We start from the raw sequence: 23,803 nt of genomic DNA on the forward strand, positions 1-23,803 counted from the left end.
GGATTAGTGGCCCTTACCGGACAGAACAGCGCCGGAGATGACGATCTTCTGGATCTGGTTGGTGCCTTCGAAGATGCAGTAAGCCTTGATGTCGCGGAACAGCTTCTCAACGCAGTCTTCCTTCATGTAGCCCTTACCGCCCATCAGCTGGATGGCGTCGGTGCAGACTTCCATAGCGGCGTTGGTAGCAAACATCTTAGCCATAGCAGCCTCGGTGGAGAAGGGCAGGCCCTGGCTCTGCAGGTAGTTGGCGTGGGAAACCAGCTGACGGGAAGCCTCGATCTTGGTGGCCATGTCAGCGATCATCCACTGGATGCCCTGGCGCTTAGAAACAGGAGCACCGAAGGTGACTCTCTCCTTCACGAAAGCAATAGCTTCGTCCAGAGCGCGGCGAGCAATACCGACAGCCAGAGCACCAACGCAAGCACGGGACTTGTCCAGGGTCTTCATAGCGAAGCCGAAGCCCTTGCCCAGACCAGCCTCACCGCCGACCAGGTTGAAAGCGGGAACGCGGACGTTCTCGAACTTCAGGGAGCAGGTGGAGATGGTACGGAAGCCGCTCTTGTCCTCATACTTGGTGACGGAGTAGCCGGGAGTGTTGGTGGGAACCATGAAAGCAGAAATGCCCTTGGTGCCCTTGCTGGGATCGGTAGAAGCGAACACGCAGACGATGTCAGCCTCGCCGCCGTTGGTGATGAAGCACTTCTCACCGTTGATGACCCACTCGTCGCCGTCCTTGACAGCAGTGGTCTTCACGTTGGAAGCGTCGGAACCGGACTGGGGCTCGGTCAGAGCGAAAGCAGCGTAGCCCTTGCCCTCCAGGATGTGCTTGGAGAAATACTGGACCTGCTCGGGAGTGCCGCCAATGAGGATGGGCTTCAGAGCCAGGTTGGTGGTCTGCATGACGGAAGCGAAGTTGCCGTCATAGTAGCCCATCTCTTCGTACATAACCTCGGCAGTGGCCAGCTCGACCTTGTTGCCGCCGTATTCCTTGGGGATCTCGAAGGAGTTCAGGCCCAGCTTGAAAGCCTTAGCATAGGGCTCAAAGGGGATGGCCTTGGAAGGATCAACGACCTTGTCCCACTCCAGCATGATGGGCTCGATCTCCTTCTTGCAGAAATCGCCGATAACTTCTACCCACTTCTTCTGTTCTTCGTTCAGTACCCGCATAGTAATCTACCTCCATAATAAATTCGTCGTAGTGACTGATATCGCCTGCCTGTTTCCAGACAGACTAAAACATTGTCTACGCCGGACAGGATGCCCGAACACCAGACAATTGTTCCCAAATTCCAAGGGAGACAGCGTTTTTCCTCGCTATGACCCTGCTAACTTACATACTCATCATACTTCCTAAGCCCCGCAAAATAAATCGGCTCAATTAACTAAATTCTCAGTTTTTGTACTAGATTCATCTAGTACTTCCAAGGTTTACCCCTTGGCGTCCATTTAGAATTGATAATCCAGCTCCCGCAATGGGCGGATCACCCGCAAATAGGCCCGCCGCAGGAACACTGCTGCCAAGGCCCCCGCCAGCACCTCCGCCACTGGGAAGGACCACCACACCAGGTCCAGCTTGCCGCTGAGAGAGAACATATAGGCCAGGGGGAGCACCAACAAAAGCTGGCGCACCACAGAGATGGTCATGCTCAGCAGCCCCATCCCAAGGGCCTGGAACACCGAGGATGACACAATGGTGAAGCCCCCCACCAGGAAGCAAAGGCTCAAGGTTTTCAGCGCAGGAACGCCGATGGCCAACATGGCCTCAGAGGCCCGGAAAATGCCCAGCAGCTTGTCCGGCCAGAGCTGGAAGATAACCACTGCCACCACCATGATCCCCACCGCATAGCAGATGGCCAGGCGGATGGTCTGCACGATGCGTTCCGGCTTCCTGGCCCCGTAGTTATAGGCCACAATGGGCACCATGCCATTGTTCATCCCGATGATAGGCAGGAACGCAAAGCCTTGGAGCTTGAAATAGACGCCATACACCGCCGTGGCTGTCTCAGAGAAGGACACCAGGATCTGGTTCAGGCCAAAGGTCAGCAGGGACGCCACCGTCTGTAAGAGGATCGACGGCACACCTACGCTATAAATCCGGGCGATGATGGGCAGGCTGGGGCGAAGATCAGACAGTGAAAACTGGATTTCCGGGTTCTTTTTTAAGTTGAAATAGACCCCTAAGGCCATCCCCACCATCTGGCTGACCACCGTAGCGATGGCCGCACCGGCCACCCCCAGAGCAGGGAAGCCACCTAGGCCAAAAATCAATAAGGGGTCCAGGATGATGTTCAGCACTGCACCTGCAAGCTGAATGACCATACTGTAGAAGGTCTTGCCCGTGGATTGCAGCAGGCGGGAGAACATAACCTGTCCAAAGCCGCCTACGGAGAAGAGCATAATATAAAAGAGGTAATCCTTTCCCAAGGAAATGATCTCCGGGTCGGTGACTTGTAGGGCAAAATACGCCCTGGCAAAAATCGTCCCAAAAACAGAAAAAAGGACACAACTCAGGCCGCTGAGAAACAAAGCATTCCCAGCGGCGCGGTTGGCAGCCTCGTAGTTCTTCTCCCCCAGGCTCCGGGAGAGCAGGGCGTTGACCCCCACCCCAGTGCCCGTGGCTACAGCAATCATCAGGTTCTGCACCGGATAGGCCAGGGAAACCGCCGTCAAGGCCGATTCGCTGATGTAGGAAACAAACATGCTGTCTACCACGTTATACAACGCCTGGATCAGCATGGATAGCATCATGGGACCTGACATGGTCAGGAGCAAGCGATGGATGGGCATAACGCCCATCTTATTCTCCCCTACAGTTCCCCCCATCTCACTGGGCCCCACTGGGGAAGGCTTCCGCCGCGTGCTTGAGCACCTCTACGGCATAGTCCACACCATAGGTGCTGCTGATGGCCAAGTGATAGTGCCGGGCATCGCCCCACTTATTCTGAGAGAAATAATTGTAGAAGGATGCCCGCTGTTTATCCTTCTTCTTCACAAAGTCCACCATGTTGTTGGCGCTCTTCTCATATTTCTCCTTAGCCCGCTGGGCGCGGTACTCTATGGGGGCGTGGATAAACACACTGAGCAGGTCTTTGCGCTCCCGGAGCACATAGTCGGCACAGCGGCCCACAATGACACAGGGCCCCTCCTCCGCCACCCGGCGGATGATCTTGCTCTGGATCAGGAAAATCTGGTCATTCATGGGCAGCTGCTGGGCTCCCATATAGAGGCCATAGAGGAAGCTGGTGGACTTCATTTGCTCGGTCTTTTTGATGTATTCCTCAGAAAGTCCGCTTTCCTTTGCGGACATGAGGATGAGTTCCTTGTTGTAAAAGGGTATGTCCAGCTCTTTGGCCAGACGCTCCCCAATGGCGCGGCCACCGGAGCCGTATTCTCTGGAAATGGTGATTACCGGAATAGCCATATCATCTCTCCTTCTTCCCAAACTCATCTGGAAAAGCCCACTGGGCCGTTCTGCACGAAGGGCTTGCGTGGGCTTTTCGTTCCTTTGGCGCAAGTAAGCCTATAAGCCGGGTTCTGTTTCGACAGCCATCTATCTAGGCGCGCTGTTGCCAACGCGCTCCAGCCACCTCCCTGGGGAGACCGGGCCGGTCACATTCCCCTCCACGGTGTTGCTCCGAATAGAGTTTACAGCACCGGACACTTCCGAGCCGGCGGGTGAGCTCTTACCTCACCTTTCCACCCTTACCTGGGGATGAACCACCAGGCGGTATCTCTCTGTTGCACTTGTCCTGAAGTCGCCTTCGGCGGGCGTTACCCGTTATTCTTGCCCTATGGAGCCCGGACTTTCCTCATGGACGGCCTTTCGGCCTGGCCACGCGGCTGTCCAGCTTGCTTGCCTTTTTATTTTACCGAATCCCGCGCCCCTTGTCAATCGCTTTTATCCAGAGTCTTTGAAAAGCGGAAACAAAACTGCCAGCCCCCACCCCCTCCGTTCCTCCCGTTCTCCTTTATTGTCCCCTGTTCCTGCTTGTTCACATGCCCTCCCAGAAAAAGATAGCCTTTTCTTGTGCATTGTGCTAAAATAAGGGAGATTCCCGTCGCCCCCCGATGAGAGAAAGGAAAACAGTATGGAACAAATACACCAAATCCGTTGCGGCAATGTGAACTGCTTTTTGCTCACCAAAGGAGAGGCCGGCATCCTAGTGGACACAGGGCGCAGCGCCCACCGGGGCACCATCCTAGCCGCCTGCAAGCCCTACCATATCTCCTTGATTGTCCTCACCCACGGCCATATGGACCACGCGCAAAATGCCGCATTCCTTTCCCAAGCCCTCCATTGCCCGGTGGCAATGGCCGAAGAGGACGTGGAACTGCTCACAGACAACCTAGTGCAGCCCTTGAAGTCCCGTGGACTGTTCGGCAAGCTGCTCCTGTCCATCTCTCTGCGCAGCATGGAACGAGACCTGATTGAGTCCTTTACCCCTGCTGTACTTCTAAAGGATGGTGCTTCCCTCCAAGACTATGGTATCGACGCAACCATCCTCAGCCTCCCAGGCCACACCAAGGGCTCCATCGGCGTGGATGCGGGTGAGGCAGGCGTTATTGTGGGCGACGCGCTGATGAACTTCCTCTCCCCTACGATATCCCTACTCTACCATGACAAGCAGGCCCTGCTGCAAAGTGCCCAAACCCTCAGCGCCCTTGGCCCTCGCCAGGTCTATTTCGGCCACGGAAAGCCCGCAGCAAACAGGTCGTGGGTGTGAGCCTTCCATAATTGGTAAGTCCTATATAAAAAATGCTTCCAGGCGGCAAAGCACCTGGAAGCATTTTCGTTTTTTACTGTGTTCAACCCTGATAGCGGTTGAATCCCCGGCGCTTGTGTTCGCTCCGGCTGTGGTATCGGTCGATGATGGCCTTATCCTTTTCTTCCGCCTCTCCCGTCTGGATATAGCGGTCGATGGCCGCATAGGTGACCCCCATATCCTCCTCGTCCGTCTGCCCCTCAAAGAGGCCGGCAGAGGGGGCCTTGGTGATCACCGCCTCCGGCGCTTTCAGGTAACGCAGGAACTCAAAGACCTCCGTAGCTGTCAGGTCCGCAATGGGGTTCAGGTCGTAAGCGCCGTCCCCCCATTTGGTGAAGTAGCCCATATAGTACTCGCTGGCATTGCCGGTGCCAGCCACCAGGCGGTTTTCGCTGGCTGCCACGGTGTAAAGGGTAATCATCCGCAGACGGGGGGCGATGTTGGCGATGGCAGCGTCATTGAGGGTGGCCACCTCCGAGACAGTTTGCATCAGCAGTTCCTTCTGGGCCGTCAGGTCGATGAGACGGGTCTTGATGCCAAACTGATCTGCCACTTCCATTCCATCGTCCTTGTCAATGGTAAAGTTACGCTTGGAGCTGCAGGGCAAGATGATCCCCTCGGTATTCTCGCAGGCCATCTTGCACAGGATGCCCACCAGGGCGGAGTCCTTCCCCCCGCTGTTGCCAAAGAGGATGCCATCGGCGTGGGCCTCCTCCAAGGACTGGCGGATAAAGGCGATCCGCTTCTCGGTTTCTTTTGCATAGTCACGCATGGGCTATTTCCTCCTAATCTATCGCCTATACCGCCGTTATTCCACGGTGACGGATTTTGCCAGGTTCTTGGGCTTGTCGATGTCGCAGCCGTTGGCCTTTGCCATATAGTAGGCAAACAGTTGCAGGGGGACAATCTCCGGCAGGGTATTCAAGAGCTGATGGGTCCTGGGAATCAAGATCACATCATCCGCCTCGTCGAAAATCTCCCGGTTCCCCTCCAACACTACAGCCAAAACCTCTGCACCCCGGGCCTTGACTTCACGGATATTGCTGAGCATTTTGTCCAAAAGCTCCTCATAGCAGGCTAGGGCAATCACCGGCCGATCTTTCTCAATGAGGGCAATGGTCCCGTGCTTCAATTCCCCGGCGGCGTAGGCCTCCGAGTGGAGATAGGAAATCTCCTTGAGTTTTAGGGAACCCTCCAAGCAGGCGGCAAAATCCAGGTTCCGGCCGATGAAAAACAGGTTGTTGTGGCCGTGGTACTTTTCCGCCAGCTCCGGCAGTTTGGGATTCTGGTCAATGGAGCGCTGCACCAACTCTGGGAAGCTGCGGATGGCCTCCACCAGGGCCTTGTACTCCCCATCTTCCAGTCTGCCCAGGCGACGGGCCAGATAAACCGCCAGCATATCCACTACCGCCACCTGGGTGGTATACCCCTTGGTGGTGGCCACGGCGATCTCAGGCCCAGCCCAGGTATAAATCACGTCGTCCGCCAGGCGGGCGATGGTGGAACCTACCACGTTGACGATGGCCAGAATCCGGGCCCCGCGGGCCTTGCACTCCTTCATGGCGGCGATGGTGTCCGCCGTCTCCCCGGACTGGGAGACCACCACCAAAAGGGTGTTCTCATCCACCAGGGGATTGCGATAGCGCAGCTCAGAGGCCAAGTCGGCCTCCACGGAAATCCGGCAGAGCTGCTCGATAACGTATTTGCCCACACTCCCGGCGTAGTACGCAGACCCACAGGCCGTGATCATGATCTTGTTGATCTTTTTCAGCTCGTTGTCGCTCAGGGAAAAGTCGTCCAAAACAATCTCCCCGTTTTTGATCCGGGGCTCGATGGTGGCCCGCAGGGCCTCCGGCTGCTCCATGATCTCCTTGAGCATGAAGTGCTCATAGCCGCCCTTTTCCGCCGCAGCCACATCCCAGGTGACGTGCTCGATGGATTTTTCCAAAACCTCACCGGCAGTGTTATAAATGGTGATTCCCGCCGGGGTCATGTCCGCGATTTCCCCGTCCTCTAAGTAAATGACATCCTTGGTGTGGGCCACCAGGGCAGTGACGTCGGAAGCAAAATAGTTCTCCCCCGCCCCTACTCCCAGGATAATGGGGGCCGCGTGGCGGGCTGTCACAAGCCGTCCGGGCTCCTCCTTGCAGAGGATACCCAGGGCGTAAGCTCCCTCCAACCGGGCCACAGTCTTGAGGACCGCCGCTTTCAGGTCGCCCTCATAGTATAGGTCCAGCAGGTTGACCACCACTTCGGTGTCTGTTTCGCTTTTGAATTGGATCCCCTGGGCCATCAACTCCTCCCGGAGCTCCACATAGTTCTCGACAATGCCATTGTGGACCAAGGCAAAGCGGCCACCGTTGCTCATGTGGGGGTGGGCGTTCTCATCCGTGGGGGCCCCGTGGGTGGCCCAGCGGGTGTGGCCGATGCCAGAGCTCCCAGTCATGGTGGCCCCACCCTGGATCTTTCCATCCAGATTTTTGATCTTGCCGGCGGCCTTTTCCAAATGGATGTCCTTATCGCTCAATACCGCGATCCCGGCGGAGTCATATCCTCTATATTCCAGCTTTTTCAGGCCGTCCAGCAGCAGGGGTGCTGCGCTCTGGCTTCCGGTGAAGCCGACGATACCGCACATTCGTGTTTCCTCCTTTTTCGTTGGCGCGCGCGGATGCACGCAGTGGGGCTCACTCTCCCATCAGCCGGCGCATGACCTCCTGATAGGCCCCTTCCACATTGCCCAGGTCCCGGCGGAAGCGGTCCTTATCCAGCTTCTCATTGGTCTCTTTGTCCCACAGGCGGCAGGTGTCGGGAGAGATCTCGTCGGCCAAAATCACCGTCCCATCGGTGGTGCGGCCAAACTCCAGCTTGAAGTCCACCAGCTTGATGCCAACGCCCAGGAAAAACTCCTTCAGGGCAGCATTCACCTTCAGAGCCATGGACTTGATGGTGTCGATCTCCTCCTTGGTGGCCAACTTCAAGGCCAGGGCATGATACTGGTTCATGAGGGGGTCTCCCAGGTCGTCGTTCTTATAAGAGAACTCGATGGTGGGCTCGTCAAACACGATGCCCTCCTCCACGCCGTAGCGCTGGGCAAAACTCCCGGCAGAGATATTGCGCACGATGACCTCCAAAGGTACGATGGTCACCTTCTTTACCACCGTTTCCCGCTCGCTGAGCTCCTCCACAAAGTGGGTGGGTACGCCCTGCTTCTCTAACATCTGCATGAGCATGTTGGTCATGCGGTTGTTGATGGCGCCTTTGCCCAGGATGGTGCCCTTCTTCTGGCCGTTGAAAGCGGTGGCGTCGTCCTTATATTCTACAATAAAGCGCTCCGGATCATCGGTGCGGAATACCTTCTTGGCTTTTCCCTCATACATCTGCTCCAGCTTTTTCATGGTGATCATTCCCTTTCTTCATCATCTGTCGTGCTTGTGGGGCGGGCAATGTTTCTGTCCCCCACCATTGTATGTGCTCCTATTCTCCCACAAAACTGGGAATTTTTCAATGGGTCCCTTCATCTTTGTTGCCAGGATTTCAAAAAAGCCCCTGTGCAAAGGGCACAAAGCCGGGAAAAAACACCAGTTTTTCACGCTTTTTCTTGACAGCGCCCGCCCCAGCCTTTATAATTCACCTGAAGGGGGCGAGTGCTTCGAGGAACGAAGTGTACTTGTCCTTTGTTGTTTGAAAGGAGTATTTTCATGAGCAAATACACGAAAGAGGACATCATCCGCATGGTAGAGGAGGAAGGCGTAGACTTCATCCGCATGCAGTTCACCGATATCTTTGGTCAGGCCAAGAACGTGGCCATCACCCCCTCTCAGATCGTGAAAGCCGTGAACAACCAGATCTCCATCGACGGCAGCTCCATCGAGGGCTTTACCCGCATTCACGAGTCCGATCAGTACCTCTATCCCGATCTGGACACCTTCACCGTGCTCTCCTGGTATGAGCAGCAGGGCAAGGTGGCCCGGATGATCTGCGACGTGTGCAACCCCGACGGGACCCCCTTCATTGGTGACCCCAGAGGTGCTTTGAAACGGGTGCTGGCACGGGCCGCCGAGATGGGCTACACCTTTAACGTAGGGCCTGAGTGTGAATTTTTCCTCTTTGAGCTGGACCAGGATGGCCGCCCCACCACGAAAACCGGTGACGAAGCTGGCTATTTCGACCTGGGCCCCATCGATCACGGAGACCATACCCGCCGGGAGATCTGCCTAGCCCTGGAAAAGCTGGGCTTTGAGATCGAGGCTTCCCACCATGAGTGCGCCGCCGGTCAGCATGAGATCGACTTCAAATATGCCGACGCCCTCCACGCTGCGGACAATATCATCACCTTCAAGCAGACGGTGAAGAAAATTGCCTATGCCAATGAACTCCACGCCACCTTTATGCCAAAGCCCATTTATGGCACCGCTGGCAACGGGATGCACATCAATATGTCCCTGTTCAAGGATGGTAAGAACGCATTTTTTGACCCTGACGGCCCCCGGGGCCTTTCCAAGGAGGCCTATAACTTCATCGCCGGCCTCTTGACCCATGTGAAGGCCATGACCGCTATCACCAACCCTCTGGTCAACTCCTATAAGCGCCTGGTGCCGGGATATGAAGCCCCCTGCTACTTGGCTTGGTCTGCCTCCAACCGTTCCGCCCTCATCCGCATCCCCGCCGCTCGGGGCAACAGCACCCGGGTGGAACTGCGCAATCCAGACCCCTCCTGCAACCCCTATCTGGCGTTGGCTGTCTGCCTGGCCGCTGGCCTGGACGGTATTGAAAAGGGCCTGACCCCTCCGGGGGAGATCACGGAGAACATCTTCGACATGGACTCTGCTACCCGTGCCGCCCACGGCATCGAAGACCTGCCCAACTCCCTGGAACACGCCTTGGAGGACCTCCAAAGCGATGAACTGATGCACATTGTCCTGGGCGACCACATCTACACCCAGTACATCGCCGGGAAGAAAAAAGAGTGGGAAGAATACTGCACTCGTGTCTCTAGCTGGGAAATCGCAAAATACATGGTACTCTACTGAGCACATCAGACCCGGAGAAAGCCGCCCTGGCTTTCTCCGGGTCTTTGTCGAAATGTGAATAAATATACTGCATTTTATTCATTTATTCATCAGGTATCGTCATATTTTGTAATAAAGGCGAAAAAATACCCATCCTATTTTCTGTTCTTTTCCCAGAAAGTGCATTGACGAACTCTTGATTTTCCGCTATACTTAAGAGTTAGAAATTGTACGGTTTTGATAGGAGAAAGCGTTCGATTCCTGATATTTTGACGGATGGAGGAACACGATGAAGAAAGCATATCTCTATTTGGAAAACGGCCAGGTCCTAGAGGGGCAGAGCTTTGGCGCCTCAGGCACCGCCATGGGGGAACTGGTCTTTACCACAGGTATGACCGGCTGCGTGGAGAGCTTGACGGACCCCAGCTATTATGGCCAACTGGTGGTCTACACCTTCCCCCAGTTTGGAAACTACGGCATCTGCCATCAGGACAAGGAGAGCTCCCATGTCCAACTGGGCGGCGTAGTGGTCCGGGAATACTGCGAAGAACCCTCCAACTTCCGCTGTGATGAGTCCGTGGACAGCTTTTTGAAGTCCCAAAACGTGGTAGGCATTGCCGGGGTGGATACCCGGATGCTCACCCAACAGCTCCGGGACAAGGGCGTCGTCAATGCCGTCATCACCACGGAGGAGGACAAGCCCGACCTGGAAGCCCTGAAAGCCTACCGGGTGCGCCAGTCCGTTGAGAACACCAGCGTAAAGGCCCCCGAAGTCCTCTCCCCCAACGGTGAGACCCGCTTTTCTGTGGCCCTGCTGGATTACGGCGCCAAGGAGAGCATCGCCGCCTCCCTGCTGGCCCGGGGCTGCCAGGTCACGGTATATCCCTACAATACCCCTGCGGAGGATATCCTGGCGGGGAACCACCAGGGGATCATGCTCTCCAACGGCCCTGGGGATCCTGCGGACAACCGCTACAGCATCCAACAGATCCAAGCCCTCTTTGGCAAGCTCCCCATGTTCGGCATCTGTCTGGGACACCAGATGATGGCCTTGGCCGCCGGCGCAAAAACCAAAAAGATGAAGTTCGGCCACCGGGGGGCCAACCAGCCGGTGAAGGACTTGGTCACCGGCGAAGTATCCATCACCAGCCAGAACCACGGATACGCGGTAGATCAAGATAGCCTCCCCGGCACAGAAGGGGTACTTCGCTTTGTCAACGTCAACGACGGAAGCTGCGAAGGGGTGGACTACCCCACCTACCGTGCGTTCTCTCTTCAGTTCCATCCCGAGGCCCACGGCGGCCCCTTGGACTGTCTGAACGCCTTCGACCGTTTTACCGATATGATGAAGGAGGGACGCTAAATGCCAAAAGATACTTCCATCAAAAAAGTACTGGTCATCGGCTCCGGCCCCATCGTCATTGGCCAGGCAGCTGAGTTCGATTACGCTGGGACCCAGGCCTGCCGGGTGCTCCAACAGGAGGGCGTGGAGACCATCCTCATCAACTCCAACCCCGCCACCATCATGACCGACAGCACCATGGCCAGTTCCGTCTATCTGGAACCCCTCACCACTCAAACCGTTAAGCGCATCATCCAGGAGACCAAGCCCGACAGCCTTTTGGCCGGCTTGGGGGGACAGACCGGCCTGACCATCGCCATGGAACTAGCCCACGAGGGCTTCCTAGAGGCCAACAATGTCCGCCTCATCGGCACCAACGCCAGCGCCATCGACAAGGCCGAGGACCGGCAGATGTTCAAGGACACCATGGAGCGCATCGGCCAACCCACTATCCCCTCCGATACCGCCAACGACATTGAAACTGCCGTGTCCATAGCCAACCGGATTGGCTATCCTGTCATCGTCCGGCCTGCATTTACCCTGGGCGGCGGCGGCGGCGGCGTTGCCTATAACGAGGCCGAGCTGCGGGAAGTGGGAGCTGTGGGCCTGGACTACTCCCCCATCACCCAAGTCCTCATTGAAAAATACATTTTCGGCTGGAAAGAGATCGAGTTTGAGGTCATGCGGGACCACAAAGGCACCGCTATCACCATCTGCTCCATGGAAAACTTCGACCCTGTAGGCATCCATACCGGCGACAGCATCGTGGTAGCCCCCGCCCTGACCCTGGCCGACCGGGAGTATCAAATGCTCCGCTCCGCCGCCCTGAAAATCATCGAAGAGCTGGGCATTGAGGGCGGCTGCAACTGTCAGTTTGCCCTGAACCCCGACAGCTTTGAATACGCCGTCATTGAAGTCAATCCCCGGGTCTCCCGTTCCTCCGCCTTGGCCTCTAAGGCATCGGGTTATCCCATCGCCAAGGTCACAGCAAAAATCGCCCTGGGGTACTCCTTGGACGAGATCAAAAACGACGTCACCGGCGAGACCTACGCCTGCTTCGAGCCCGCCTTGGACTATGTGGTGGTGAAATTCCCCAAATGGCCCTTTGACAAGTTCCACGGGGCCAGCCGGAAGCTGGGCTCCCAGATGAAAGCCACTGGCGAGGTCATGTCCATTGAACACAGCTTTGAAGCCGCCCTGATGAAAGCCGTCCGGGGGGCTGAGATCAAGCAGGACTCCCTGCGCCGGGAGGACAAGTCTGGCCGTCCCCTGGCAGAACGCCTGGCCTCCATGGATGACCTGCGGCTCTTCACCATCTTTGAGGCTTTGGAGCAGGGCGTCTCCGTGGACGAAATCCATTCCATTACCAGAGTAGACAAGTGGTTCATTCATAAGATTCAAAACCTGGTGCGTTACGAGGCCTCCCTTTCCCAGGGTATTGACGAGTCCTCCTATCTCCAAGGCAAGAAATACGGCTACCCCGACAAGGTCCTGGCAAAGCTGGCCAAGGTGGAGGTCTCCGCACTCCCCCACCGTGCCCCCAGCTATAAGATGGTGGATACCTGTGCTGCCGAGTTCCAGGCCCGGACCCCCTATTTCTATGCCACCTACGACAGCCTGTGCGATGCCCGCAGCTTCCCCCGCAGCGGCCGGGAGACGGTAATCGTCCTGGGCTCCGGCCCCATCCGTATCGGCCAGGGCATCGAATTCGACTATAGCTCCGTCCACTGTGTCCAGACCTTGAAGAATATGGGCTACGATGTGGTCATTATCAACAACAACCCGGAGACCGTCTCCACCGACTACGACACCGCCGACCGCTTGTACTTCGAGCCCCTTTCCCCAGAGGATGTTATGGGGGTCATTGAAGTGGAGAAGCCAGTGGGCGTGGTGGTCGCCTTTGGTGGACAGACCGCCATCTCCCTGACAGAATATCTGGACCAGCAGGGCATCCCCATCCTGGGCACCTCCGCCGACGGCATCGACACCGCCGAGGACCGGGGCCGTTTCGACGCCTTGCTGGAAACCCTGAACATCAGCCGCCCCAAGGGCCGCAGTGTCACCTCCCTCCCCGAGGCTTTGGAGTCCTCCGAAGAACTGGGCTATCCTGTGCTCCTGCGCCCTTCCTACGTCATTGGCGGCCAGAACATGGTCATTGCCCACGACCGGGACGACGTGAAAAAGTATATGACCGTGATCCTCTCCGGCGGCATGAAAAACGACGTTCTGGTAGACAAGTACATGCCCGGCACCGAATTGGAAGTGGACGTAATCTCCGACGGTGTGGACGTACTCATGCCCGGTATCATGGAGCACATTGAGCGGGCCGGGGTCCACAGCGGCGACTCCATCGCCGTGTACCCCCCCTACAGCCTGACAGATAAGATGATGCAGGTGGTGGTGGATTGCTCGGAAAAGCTGGCATTGGCTTTGGGCACCAAGGGCCTGGTGAACATCCAGTACCTGATCTACCGGGGCCAGCTCTTCGTAATCGAGGTCAACCCCAGAGCCTCCCGTACCGTCCCCTATCTGAGCAAGGTCACCGGCATCCCCATGGTAGACCTGGCTACCCGTATCATGATGGGCGCCACCTTGAAGGAGCTGGGGTATGCCCCCGGGCTGTGGAAGATTCCGCCCTACTACGCTGTCAAAGTCCCTGTGTTCTCCTTCGAGAAGCTCACCGACGCCAACTCCCTCCTGGGCCCCGAGATGAAATCCACCGGCGAAGTCCTGGGCCTGGGCCGTACCTTCAGCGAAGCCATGTTCAAGGGTTTGGCCGCCGCCGGTTACCGCCATTACGCCGGGAAAGGTGTACTCATCAGTGTGGAGAATCACGAGCTGCCCGAAGTAGTTGGTCTGGCTAAGAAATTCGACGACCTGCGTATGCCCCTCTATGCCACCGCCGACACCGCCAAGGCCATCGGCAGTCTGGGCATCGAAGCCCATGCGCTGGGCCCCATCGTCCCCGGTTCCGAAGCTTACCAGCTCATGGAAGCAGGCAAGATCGGCCTCATCATCTACACCGGTGCCCTCTATGATGATACCATTCAGGCCTATATTGAGCTCCACCGGGAGGCCATCCGCCACAACGTGGCCTGCATTACAGCCTTGGACACTGCCAACGCCATGGCAGACATGATGGCCAGCCGCTTCCACCTGAGCAACACAGAACTGGTGGATCTGAATAACATGCGCCAGGGGCGGCAATTGATCCCCTTCGCCAAGATGCAGGGCTGCGGCAACGACTATATCTTCTTCGACAACCGCGACGGTAAAATTTCCAGTCCCGGTTCCCTTTGCATCAGCGTCTGTGACCGTCATTACGGCATCGGCGGTTATGGCATCGTGCTCATTGAGGACTCTGCTGTCGCCGACGCCAAAATGCGGATGTTCAACCGGGACGGCAGCGAGGGCAAGATGGCCGGCAACGCCATCCGCTGCGTGGGCAAGTACCTCTACGACAAAGGCATCGTCAAGAAAGAATACATGACCATTGAAACCGCCGGAGGTATCAAGAGCCTGCTGCTCTACACCCGCAATGGTGTGGCCAACACCGTCAGCGTGGGCATGGGTAAGGCAGACCTGCTCACCAGCAGCCTGCCCACTACCCTCCCCGGCAACACCATCATCAACCGTCCTGTGGAAATCGCCGACGGCACCTACCACATTACCTGCGCCAGCATCGGCAACCCCCACTGTGTGGTGTTCTGCGACAATCCCTCCTCCCTGGACCTGGAATCCATCGGACCCAAGTTTGAACACGCCGAATACTTCCCTGAGCGCATCAACACAGAGTTTGTCCGCATCGTCAATGAGGACACCCTGCGTATGCGTATCTATGAGCGGGGCAACGGCGAGACCGTAGCCAGCGGCACCGGCGCCTGCGCTGCCGTTATCGCCGCCACAGAAAACGGCTATGTGGAAAAAGGACGTGACATCACGGTCAAGCTGATGGGCGGCGACCTGATCGTCAACTACACCGACCATGAGGTTATCCTCACTGGCGATGCCGTCATGGTCTATGAGGGTGTTTTGGAGTACTAAGCACATCACATCCCAGGCAGGCTAAACCACTTCTTCCGACAGAAAATACACCATCTCCCATCTTCCTTCATAAGATGTACTGTCCCCGGTAAGGCAAGGTCTACAACCTCGTCTCATCGGGGACAGATCTTTCATAAGGAGGACTCGTATGCTTGACGGTTTTTTCTGCCTGGCGTTTCCGCTCCAAGCGCTCATCGCCACCTTGTTTACTTGGAGCATCACCGCCCTGGGTGCCTGTGTGGTCTTTTTGCTTAAATCCCCCAACCGCAATGTCATGGACGCCATGTTGGGCATGGCTGGCGGCGTGATGATCGCCGCCTCCTTCTGGTCCCTGCTGGCCCCCTCCATTGAGATGTCAGAGACCTTAGGCATGAATGCCTGGATGATGGCCCTGGCAGGATTTATCAGCGGTGGTATCCTGCTCTTCGTGGGAGACCGGGTCTTTACCCATCTGAGCCAGCGGGGGAGCTTAGGCCAACAGACTGAAAACCACGGCTTGAAGCGCTGCGCTATGCTCATCTTCTCCATCACCCTCCATAACATCCCCGAAGGCATGGCCATCGGCGTGGCCTTTGGCTCCCTGGCCTACGGCCTGGAAGGCAGCACTCCTGGCGGTGCCTGGCTGCTGGCCCTGGGGATCGGCCTGCAAAACCTCCCCGAGGGGATGGCCGTGAGCGTCCCTCTGCGCCGGGAGGGCTTCTCCCGAGGGAAATCCTTCTTCTATGGGCAGCTCAGCGGGGTGGTGGAACCCATCGCAGCCGTATTGGGGGCTTTGCTGGTCTTGAAGGTGCGCACCTGCCTTCCCTTCCTCCTGGCCTTTGCCGCCGGAGCCATGATTTACGTCGTCGTAGAAGAATTGATCCCAGAGAGTCAAACCAACGAAAACAAAGACTGGATGGCCCTCTTCACCCTGGTGGGTTTCTCCATCATGATGGTCATGGATGTGGCCCTGGGATAATAAAATCCTTGCATTTTTGATATCCAAAATTCATATAGTCAGACAGTCACTCACATAGGAGGCGGTCTGACATGGAACAAAAGGAAAACCGGGTGGTCCTGCGGGGGACCATCGCCGGCACAGCGGAATTTTCCCACCGGGTACATGGCATTGATTTCTACCGGTTCCCCCTCTCCGTCCCCCGTTTGTCTGGACGGGAGGACCGTTTGAACATCTTGCTCTCCCGCACCCCAGAGGAGGCCCCCATCCCCCCAGAGGGGACTTACGTACAGGTAGAGGGAGAGGTCCGGTCTTTCAACAACCGCAGCGGCGTGGGCAGCCGTCTGGTCATCACGGTGTTGGCCCGCTCCCTCAGCGAGAGCCGGGAGCCCCCCTGTAACCTAGTCCAGCTTCGAGGGGTGCTGTGTAAACCCCCCACCCTACGCCGCACCCCTCTGGGGCGGGATATCTGCGACCTGCTGCTGGCAGTAAACCGCCGCTATCACCGGGCGGACTACTTACCCTGTATCGCCTGGGGCGGCCTGGCCATCCACTGCGGAAAGCTGAGCGTGGGAGACCCCCTGTGGCTGGACGGACGGCTCCAAAGCCGGACGTATCTCAAGTCCATCGGGGACATCACCCAGGAGCGGACGGCCTTTGAGATCTCCATCACCACCTTGGAAGAAACAGAAGAACAGGAACCCGCCCAGGCACTTCCTTATTAAATTCCGCCGAAGGTCTAAGGACCTTCGGTTTTTTCTTTTTGTTCATATTTTATTCACAGTTATACGCTACACTGTTTGTACGTATTCTAACAATTCCCTGTAACTTCGGAGGTTCCCCTATGAAAAAACAAGCCCTGGCTCTTTGCCTCTCCTGTGCCCTGGCCCTCTCCATGAGCACCCCCGCCCTGGCCCTTCGGGTGAACACTGCCCCCGGTCCAAAGCCTTCCAGCAACTCCACCAATGCCTCCACGCCCTCCGACACCGGTTCCCTGACCTTCTCCCAGATCGGCGCACGGATAGAAGGGAACAACCTCAACATCAAATCCGCCAAGGAGAGCTTGGAGTCCGCCAAGGCCATGGACTGGAATGCTGCCATTCGTGAAGTGGAGGATATGAAAGACGAATTGGAATTTAGCATCCTTACCATGTCAAGCTCTGCGCAAGCCAGTGTCGCCAATGCAACCAAAGCCCTTGAGAGTATCAAAGCCAATATCACAGACGCTGATTCGCTCATTAAAATGCTTGGCCCATTGACCGAGGCCATTACCGGTGTCAGTACAGCAAAAACAATGGCTGTCTACATAGAGATGCAAACTGCCAGTATGAAAGCCAACGTGGAAGCCTTAGACGATCAAATTGATGACCTAAAGCAACAAAAAAAGGACTATACCAAAACCCTTGAGGATACCTCCCGGCAAATTGATTTTGCCATCGATCAAACGGTTACAGGTGCTGAGACCCTTTACATTACCATCCTCTCCACCCAATTGCAGCGGGAGTCCCTGGTGGATACCCTGGAAAGCACCAAGCGCACAGCGGAAGAAATGGAACTGCGGTACAACCTGGGGCAAATCTCCCAACTGACCCTTACCCAGGTAAAAAATGGGCTTGTCACCTTGGAGAGCTCCTTGGAAAGCCTGGACAACAGCATTGCCACCCTAAAATCCTCCCTCCAATCCCTGCTGGGGGACACCCCCAACGGCGTGCTCGCCCTCACGGATACCCCCTCCGTCACCCCCAGCCAACTCATCCTCTCTTACAGCGCTGACCTAGTCAAGGCCAAGAGCAACAGCTACACCCTCTACGCCTCCACCCGCTCTGTGGAGAAAGCGGAGGACGAGATGAATGACGCCCGCTCTGACCATGGGAAGAACAGCTACCAGTTCAAAATGGCGGAACATAGCTACCAGGCCGCTATCTACAAGGACCAGGCCACCATTGCCGACTTTGAGCTATCTTTCCAAAAGCTCTATCAGGCCATCCCCCCTGCCCAGACTGCCTTGGCGGTGAAGGAAAATGACCTGCTCTACGCCCAGCAGAGCTACGCCGCCGAGGAGTTGAAATTCCAGCAAGGCAACCTCTCCCAGAGCAAGCTCCTAGAGGCCAAGGCCACCGTGGACAGCGCCCAACGGGACGTTGCCGCCGCCCAGTTGGATCTGTTTACCGCTTACCACAACTACCGTCAGGCTGTGGAGCAAGGGCTCGTGGGTGGTTAAAATCCAGGGAATGTTTACAATTTTGAAATCAAATTCATAATTTAGAAACATGATTCCAATATTCTGGTCATAATTCCAAGGTAATATATCACCTGTAAGCAGCAGAAAACAAAAATCACTTCTGACTCTACTTACACACTCTCTTTTCTCTCTCTTTTCTCTCTTTTCAAAAGGAACGGCAGCGAACCCATATCGCTGCCGTTTCTTTATGCGCAATTTTCCGAACCTCTTTGCCAGTGATATGTCCATGGATTTCCATTCCCTCCATCCTTTCTTTCTTATTTATTCACATCGACTATTAAAAAAAACGCGTTGATTTTCGCGTTTTACCGTGGTAGAATAAGGTCAGATTGTATGCATTGCATACAAAATTTGTTCTTGATCGGAACTGGCTGCCGCACAAATTCCCCAATGACGGCTTTCCCGTTCAAGCAGGTTACTTCTTACCAATGCTGAAAGAGGAGAAAAAAGTTATGAATTTTGAACTGAACGAACAGCAGCTATCCATTCAGAAATTGGCGCGGGATTTCACCGAGAAGCGCGTCACTCCTGGCGTTTTGGAGCGGGATGAGTCCCGTGTTTATGACCTCTCCCTCTACAAGGAGATGTCCGAGCTGGGCTTCATTGGCCTACCTTATGCCAAGGAATACGGCGGACAGGGCCTTGGCTACATGGAATATGCCTTGGCCGTAGAGGAAATCTCTAAGGTCGACCCCTCTCTCTCCGTCTCCTACTCTGTCTCCACCTCCCTGTATGGCGGCAGCCTGTACTTCTCCGAGGCCACAGACGAGCAGCTTAAGCGCTTCATGCCCCCTGTCATCCGCGACGGCCACTTTGGCTCCTTCGGCCTCACAGAGCCTGGCGCCGGTTCCGATGTCAGCGGCATGAAAACATTTGCCGAGCGGGTGGGTGATGAGTACATCATCAATGGTGATAAGTGCTTCATCACCAACGGCCCCCTGTCTGACTACTTCGCCGTGTATGCCATCACCGACCGGGAGGCTGGTGCCAAGAGCATGGCCACCTTCGTGGTGGAGCGCAACACCCCCGGCTTCACCATCGGTGAGCGCCACAACACCATGGGCATCCGCAGCGCCATGGTCAGCGAGCTCCACTTCCAGGATGTACATATCCCCGCCGCCAACATGATTACCCCGCCGGGCAAGGGCTTCCCCGCCGCCCTCAAGACCCTGGACGGTGGCCGTATCGGCATCGCCTCCCAGGCTCTGGGCATCGCAGAAGGAGCCTTTGAAATCGCCCGGAAGTATATGATGCTCCGTGAGCAGTTCAAGAAGCCTCTTTATAAGAACCAGCACCTGGCATTCCGCATGGTGGATTTGGCCAACCAGATCGAGATGGCTAAGTACATGGTCTATAAAGCCGCCTGCGACAAGGACAACCACAAGCCCTTCTCTGAGTCCGCCGCCAAGGCCAAGCTCATCGCCGCTGAGACCGCTATGCGCGTGACCACCGACGCTGTGCAGATGATGGGTGGAAACGGCTACATGAAAGAATATCACGTGGAGCGCCTGATGCGCGACGCCAAGATCACCCAGATCTATGAGGGCACCAGCGAAATTCAAAAGATCGTCCTCTCCAAGGGCCTCTTCGTGTAAACCCACCCTGATAAAGTTACAAAACGTGCGCTGCCGTTTTTTCGGCAGCGCACGTTTTCTGTTGATCTAGCTGTTTTATACTTCTTTCCTTAGGCATCTGCCACTGGAGTGTTGTCATTGTGATGCTTCCCCGCCATCTTACTGAGTACACAGATCACAGCCACAACTGCGATCCCCGCAATATCAGTGGGTGTACCCGGATACACCAGGCACAGTCCGCCAGCGATGATGACGAGCCGTTGCCAGAGCTTCAAGTCGGAGAACACGTAGCCCCGCAGGCCAGCGGCAACCCCAAACACACCCACCAAGGCAGAAACAACCGCTTGGATGGAGGACGGGATCGTGCTGTCCACAAACAGCAGCGCCGGGTTCATACCGAAACAGTATGGGACGATAAAGGCCGCGATGGCCAAGGTCGTTGCAGTCACAGCCGTTTTCATGGGCTTCGACTTGGCGATGGCGCTGCCTGCATAAGCGGCCAGGGCCACCGGAGGGGTGATATCGGCCACGATGCCGAAGTAGAACACGAACATGTGCGCCGCCAGTTTCGCCATACCCATCTGGATGAGGATGGGGGCACAGGTGGTGGCCATAATCACGTAATTTGCTGTGGTGGGCACACCCATACCCAGGATGATGCAGGTCACCATGGTCAGGAACATGGCAATAAACATATTCCCACCGGAGAGGTTTACGATAGCAGAGATGAGCTTATTGCCGATGCCTGTGGTGGTAATGACGCAGGCAATGGTACCAGCCACCGCACAGGCGATACCCACGGTAAGGGTAGACCGGGCGCCATTTTCCAGGGCGTCAAAGAACTTATGGATATTGATCCGGGTGTCCTTGGAGAACATGCTCACCACGATGGCCAAGACGGTCGCCACCACAGCGGCCTGGCTCATGGTGGTCTTCATAATCAAAATGACCAGCACCACCAGGGGCAGCAGGAGGTAGCCCTTGCGCAGGAACAGCTTGCCGAACTTGGGCAGCTCTTCCCTGGACATGCCTTTCAGGCCCATGCGCTTGGCTTCCAAGTGGACAGAGATGAAGATGCCAGCAAAGTACAGCACTGCCGGAATGATAGCCCTCGCAGCGATGGCACCATAATCCACCCCCACATACTCCACCATCAAGAACGCCGCCGCACCCATAATCGGGGGCATGATCTGCCCGCCGGTGGAGGAGGCCGCTTCCACGGCCCCGGCAAATTCCGGGCGGTAGCCGTTTTTCTTCATCATCGGGATGGTGACGGAACCAGTGGTCACCGTGTTGCCCACAGAGGAACCGGAGACCATGCCACACAGGGCGGAGGAGATGACCGCCACCTTCGCCGGACCGCCGCTGGAGCTGCCAGCGATGGAGTTTGACAGCTCTATGAAGAACTGTGAGATGCCTGTCCGCTCCAAAAATGCGCCAAAAATTACGAAGAGCACGATGAAGGTGGAACAGGCGCGGATGGGCGTACCAATGACGCCCTCAGTGGTGTAAAACAGGTTATAAATGTTGATGGCCAGGGGTTTTCCCGCAAAGCCGATCATATAGATGATAAACGCGGAGGAGACAAGCACAATGGGGATACCCACCGACCTGCGGCAGGCCTCCAACGTGACCACCACACCGATGATACCAATGACGATATCCATGGTATCCAGACGGATGGTCTTGGAAATGATGTCCTGGAGATTAAAGACAAAATAGAAGTAGCTCCCGCCGCCTAACACTGCCAAGATCACATCATACCAGGGAATATAGTTCAGCTTCTTGCGCGCACCCTTTTGGGCAGGGAACACGATGAAGGTCAAAAAGACCAACAGGCCCGTGAAGGAAGCGCGCTCAATTCTGGTCTCCCAGTCAATTCCAAAGTTCAAAAGCACACTGTAAATGGCAAAGCCTACCAGCATATACCGTACAACGTATTTCGGAATGCCATCCCATATACGGACATTGGATTCCCGGTCATATTTTTCCATGACGGCTTGTACATCCGCCTCAACCGTGGATTCCTCTCCGATCTCCGTGAAAGCAAACTCCACTTCCGGGTCCTTCTTGAATGATTTCTTTCCAAACAACGGCACGATACCTACCTCCTTTTCTCTCTCATTTGTTATCCCTCTTTGTATTGAAACAGAACCTTACTGTTCCGACCGCACAGGTCCCGCAGGCTGATGGTCTCCTCCCCCAGATAAAGGGTGTGGTCGGAGACTGTCCCCACCACCAGGACCATATCATCCATGGGCTTATGGATACCAGAGATGACCATCTCTCCATGTTCGCCATAGGAAAGGGTCTCCCCCTCTCCCAGCTCTGTCTCTACCCCGGCACCGAACCCGTAATAAATACATTCCTCGTTCCAAATGGCCCCATCTTGGATGGTATAGACATCCCGCACTGGGCTTTTGTTCACCGAGTGGATGAATTCCACGGCGAAGCTGTCCCCCTCCCCCAAGGGATAAGAGGCATAGACCTCACCATCCTCTGCGTTGGAAAGGAGCAGCTGTGGACTGTCCTGGGTACAGCCAAAGAGGAAAACAGCCGCCGTAATGAAAATCATTACGGCGGCTGTGACCGTAGTAAGTTTTACGGATGCCTTCACTTATTCAGCAGCTTCGTCAGCATCGGGGGTAGCGGCGTCGCCAGCTGTGTCAGCTTCGCCATCGGCATCAGGCATCGCAATGTTGTTCTCCTTGAAGAACTTCATAGCGCCGGGATGGAAGGGAATGCTGATACCGGAGACGGCCTTTTCCATATCCAGCTCATTGCCCTTGGTGTTGCCAGCAGCGATCTGCTCCTTGTTGTCAAAGATGCCCTTGATCAGCGCATAGATGGCATCCTCAGGCACGTCATTTCTGGCAATGATGGTGGCCATGACAGCCATAGCAGGGACATCCTCGGTGACGCAGCTATAGGTGCCAGCGGGGATCTTGTCATAGGTGTAGAACCCATACTCTTCCATCAGCTTGTTGGCGTGCTCCTCGTCCAGGGACAGGAGGTTGAAGTCATAGGTGGTTGCCAGTTCTGTGACAGCGGTGGTGGGATAGCCAGCCACCACGAAAGCGGCGTCGATGGTGCCGTTCTTCAGGGAGTCAGCGGAGTCAGCAAAGCTCTGGTTGTTCTTGGAGATATCGTTCTCAATGTCGATATCATAGGCAGCCAGGATCTGGCGGGCGTTGAACTCCACGCCGGAACCGGCATCGCCCACGCTGACCTTCTTACCCTTCAGGTCGGCAATGGAAGTGATGTTCTTGTTGGCAATGATCTGCACGTGCTCAGGATAGCAGGACATCACAGCGGAGAAGCTGGTGATGGGCTCCTTGCCGTCGTACATATCGGTGCCAGAATTTGCATAGTACATAACGTCGTTCTGCACGATGGCCAGCTGGTTACCATTGGTATCCACCAGGTCAATGTTTGCGCTGGAAGCGCCAGTGGACTGCACGCTGATGTTCAGGGTGTCGCTCAACTTCTCGTTCAGGACCTGAGATACAACGCCGCAGAAGCCATAGTAGGTGCCGGACGTGCCGCCGGTGGCCATGCTCAGCTTGGTAACGCCAGCGGAATCGCCGCTGCCCTCACCATCTGTTGCAGGCGCGGGATCGCTGTTGCCGCAGGCAGCAAGACCCAGGACCAGCACGCCGGCAAGAATCAGTGCAAGAATTCTTTTCATCTTAAGATTTCCTCCTTAGAATGTTTTGGGGGCCGACCCGGAGATCGCGCCCCGTTTCGCGTGTTGACTGTTTCATTATACACAATTTATGGCAAAATTGCAAGGTTCTTCTGAATACAATTCACATAGATTCCCAAAGCCCTCTTTGTGAAATATGATATGCTTTTGAAATTTTTGAAACATTTCCTGCATTTTGCTCTA

The 23,803-nt window shown here is 56.0% G+C and carries 17 protein-coding genes and 1 other RNA gene; 8 read left to right on the forward strand and 10 right to left on the reverse strand.

The annotated features are described in order from the left end of the window. Window positions 1–3: 3 nt before the first annotated feature. From ACTOZL_RS03365 to rnpB, 4 genes are all read right to left on the reverse strand, one after another. A complete protein-coding gene (locus ACTOZL_RS03365; RefSeq protein ID WP_482476672.1) occupies window positions 4–1,170 on the reverse strand; it encodes an acyl-CoA dehydrogenase family protein in 1,167 nt (388 codons plus the stop codon). A 279-nt stretch (window positions 1,171–1,449) separates the two neighbouring features. Then, window positions 1,450–2,826, reverse strand: coding sequence for an MATE family efflux transporter (locus ACTOZL_RS03370; protein ID WP_482476673.1), 1,377 nt, complete (start codon window positions 2,824–2,826; stop codon window positions 1,450–1,452). A gap of 1 nt (window position 2,827) precedes the next feature. Further along, a complete protein-coding gene (locus tag ACTOZL_RS03375; RefSeq protein ID WP_482476674.1) occupies window positions 2,828–3,424 on the reverse strand; it encodes a cytidylate kinase-like family protein in 597 nt (198 codons plus the stop codon). A gap of 86 nt (window positions 3,425–3,510) precedes the next feature. Next, an RNA gene (gene rnpB / locus ACTOZL_RS03380) (RNase P RNA component class A) lies at window positions 3,511–3,859 on the reverse strand. Between the two features lie 232 nt (window positions 3,860–4,091). Between rnpB and ACTOZL_RS03385 the strand changes: the two genes are divergently transcribed. Further along, window positions 4,092–4,727, forward strand: a complete 636-nt coding sequence (locus tag ACTOZL_RS03385; protein WP_482476675.1) for an MBL fold metallo-hydrolase — start codon at window positions 4,092–4,094, stop codon at window positions 4,725–4,727. A gap of 82 nt (window positions 4,728–4,809) precedes the next feature. Here ACTOZL_RS03385 and nadE read toward each other — a convergent pair whose 3' ends face one another. The 3 genes from nadE to purC are packed head-to-tail and all read right to left on the reverse strand — an operon-like array spanning window position 4,810 to window position 8,161. Further along, on the reverse strand, window positions 4,810–5,538 hold the full coding sequence (gene nadE / locus ACTOZL_RS03390; RefSeq protein ID WP_482476676.1) for an NAD(+) synthase: 729 nt from the start codon (window positions 5,536–5,538) through the stop codon (window positions 4,810–4,812). A gap of 36 nt (window positions 5,539–5,574) precedes the next feature. Then, window positions 5,575–7,401, reverse strand: a complete 1,827-nt coding sequence (gene glmS / locus ACTOZL_RS03395; protein ID WP_482476677.1) for a glutamine--fructose-6-phosphate transaminase (isomerizing) — start codon at window positions 7,399–7,401, stop codon at window positions 5,575–5,577. A gap of 49 nt (window positions 7,402–7,450) precedes the next feature. After that, on the reverse strand, window positions 7,451–8,161 hold the full coding sequence (gene purC, locus ACTOZL_RS03400; RefSeq protein ID WP_482476678.1) for a phosphoribosylaminoimidazolesuccinocarboxamide synthase: 711 nt from the start codon (window positions 8,159–8,161) through the stop codon (window positions 7,451–7,453). Window positions 8,162–8,464: 303 nt separating this feature from the next. On the opposite strand from purC, the gene glnA reads away from it, so the two are divergent. The 7 genes from glnA (at window position 8,465) to ACTOZL_RS03435 (ending at window position 19,935) form a co-directional block, all read left to right on the forward strand. Continuing rightward, window positions 8,465–9,796 carry a type I glutamate--ammonia ligase gene (gene glnA, locus ACTOZL_RS03405; protein ID WP_482476679.1) on the forward strand — a complete coding sequence of 444 codons (1,332 nt, stop codon included), beginning with the start codon at window positions 8,465–8,467 and terminating at the stop codon, window positions 9,794–9,796. Between the two features lie 268 nt (window positions 9,797–10,064). Then, entirely contained in the window at window positions 10,065–11,138 is a 1,074-nt protein-coding gene (locus ACTOZL_RS03410; RefSeq protein ID WP_482476680.1) for a carbamoyl phosphate synthase small subunit, read from the forward strand. Further along, window positions 11,139–15,161 (forward strand): carbamoyl-phosphate synthase large subunit, encoded by a 4,023-nt coding sequence (carB, locus tag ACTOZL_RS03415; protein ID WP_482476681.1) that lies wholly within the window; start codon window positions 11,139–11,141, stop codon window positions 15,159–15,161. 148 nt (window positions 15,162–15,309) lie between these two features. Next, window positions 15,310–16,119 (forward strand): ZIP family metal transporter, encoded by an 810-nt coding sequence (locus tag ACTOZL_RS03420; RefSeq protein ID WP_482476682.1) that lies wholly within the window; start codon window positions 15,310–15,312, stop codon window positions 16,117–16,119. Between the two features lie 71 nt (window positions 16,120–16,190). Then, entirely contained in the window at window positions 16,191–16,823 is a 633-nt protein-coding gene (locus ACTOZL_RS03425; RefSeq protein ID WP_482476683.1) for a single-stranded DNA-binding protein, read from the forward strand. A gap of 119 nt (window positions 16,824–16,942) precedes the next feature. Then, window positions 16,943–18,319 (forward strand): TolC family protein, encoded by a 1,377-nt coding sequence (locus ACTOZL_RS03430; RefSeq protein ID WP_482476684.1) that lies wholly within the window; start codon window positions 16,943–16,945, stop codon window positions 18,317–18,319. Between the two features lie 473 nt (window positions 18,320–18,792). After that, window positions 18,793–19,935 (forward strand): acyl-CoA dehydrogenase family protein, encoded by a 1,143-nt coding sequence (locus ACTOZL_RS03435; RefSeq protein ID WP_482476685.1) that lies wholly within the window; start codon window positions 18,793–18,795, stop codon window positions 19,933–19,935. A gap of 89 nt (window positions 19,936–20,024) precedes the next feature. On the opposite strand, the gene ACTOZL_RS03440 is transcribed toward ACTOZL_RS03435, so the two are convergent. From ACTOZL_RS03440 to ACTOZL_RS03450, 3 genes are read right to left on the reverse strand one after another with little or no spacing between them, the layout of a single operon-like run. Continuing rightward, complete coding sequence (locus tag ACTOZL_RS03440; protein WP_482476686.1) at window positions 20,025–22,013, reverse strand: TRAP transporter permease; 1,989 nt, start codon at window positions 22,011–22,013, stop codon at window positions 20,025–20,027. A 29-nt stretch (window positions 22,014–22,042) separates the two neighbouring features. Continuing rightward, window positions 22,043–22,489, reverse strand: coding sequence for a DUF1850 domain-containing protein (locus ACTOZL_RS03445; RefSeq protein ID WP_482476687.1), 447 nt, complete (start codon window positions 22,487–22,489; stop codon window positions 22,043–22,045). A 42-nt stretch (window positions 22,490–22,531) separates the two neighbouring features. Further along, window positions 22,532–23,602, reverse strand: a complete 1,071-nt coding sequence (locus ACTOZL_RS03450) for a TAXI family TRAP transporter solute-binding subunit (RefSeq protein WP_482476688.1) — start codon at window positions 23,600–23,602, stop codon at window positions 22,532–22,534. Window positions 23,603–23,803 lie beyond the last annotated feature (201 nt).

This window comes from Evtepia sp. (assembly GCF_056797215.1).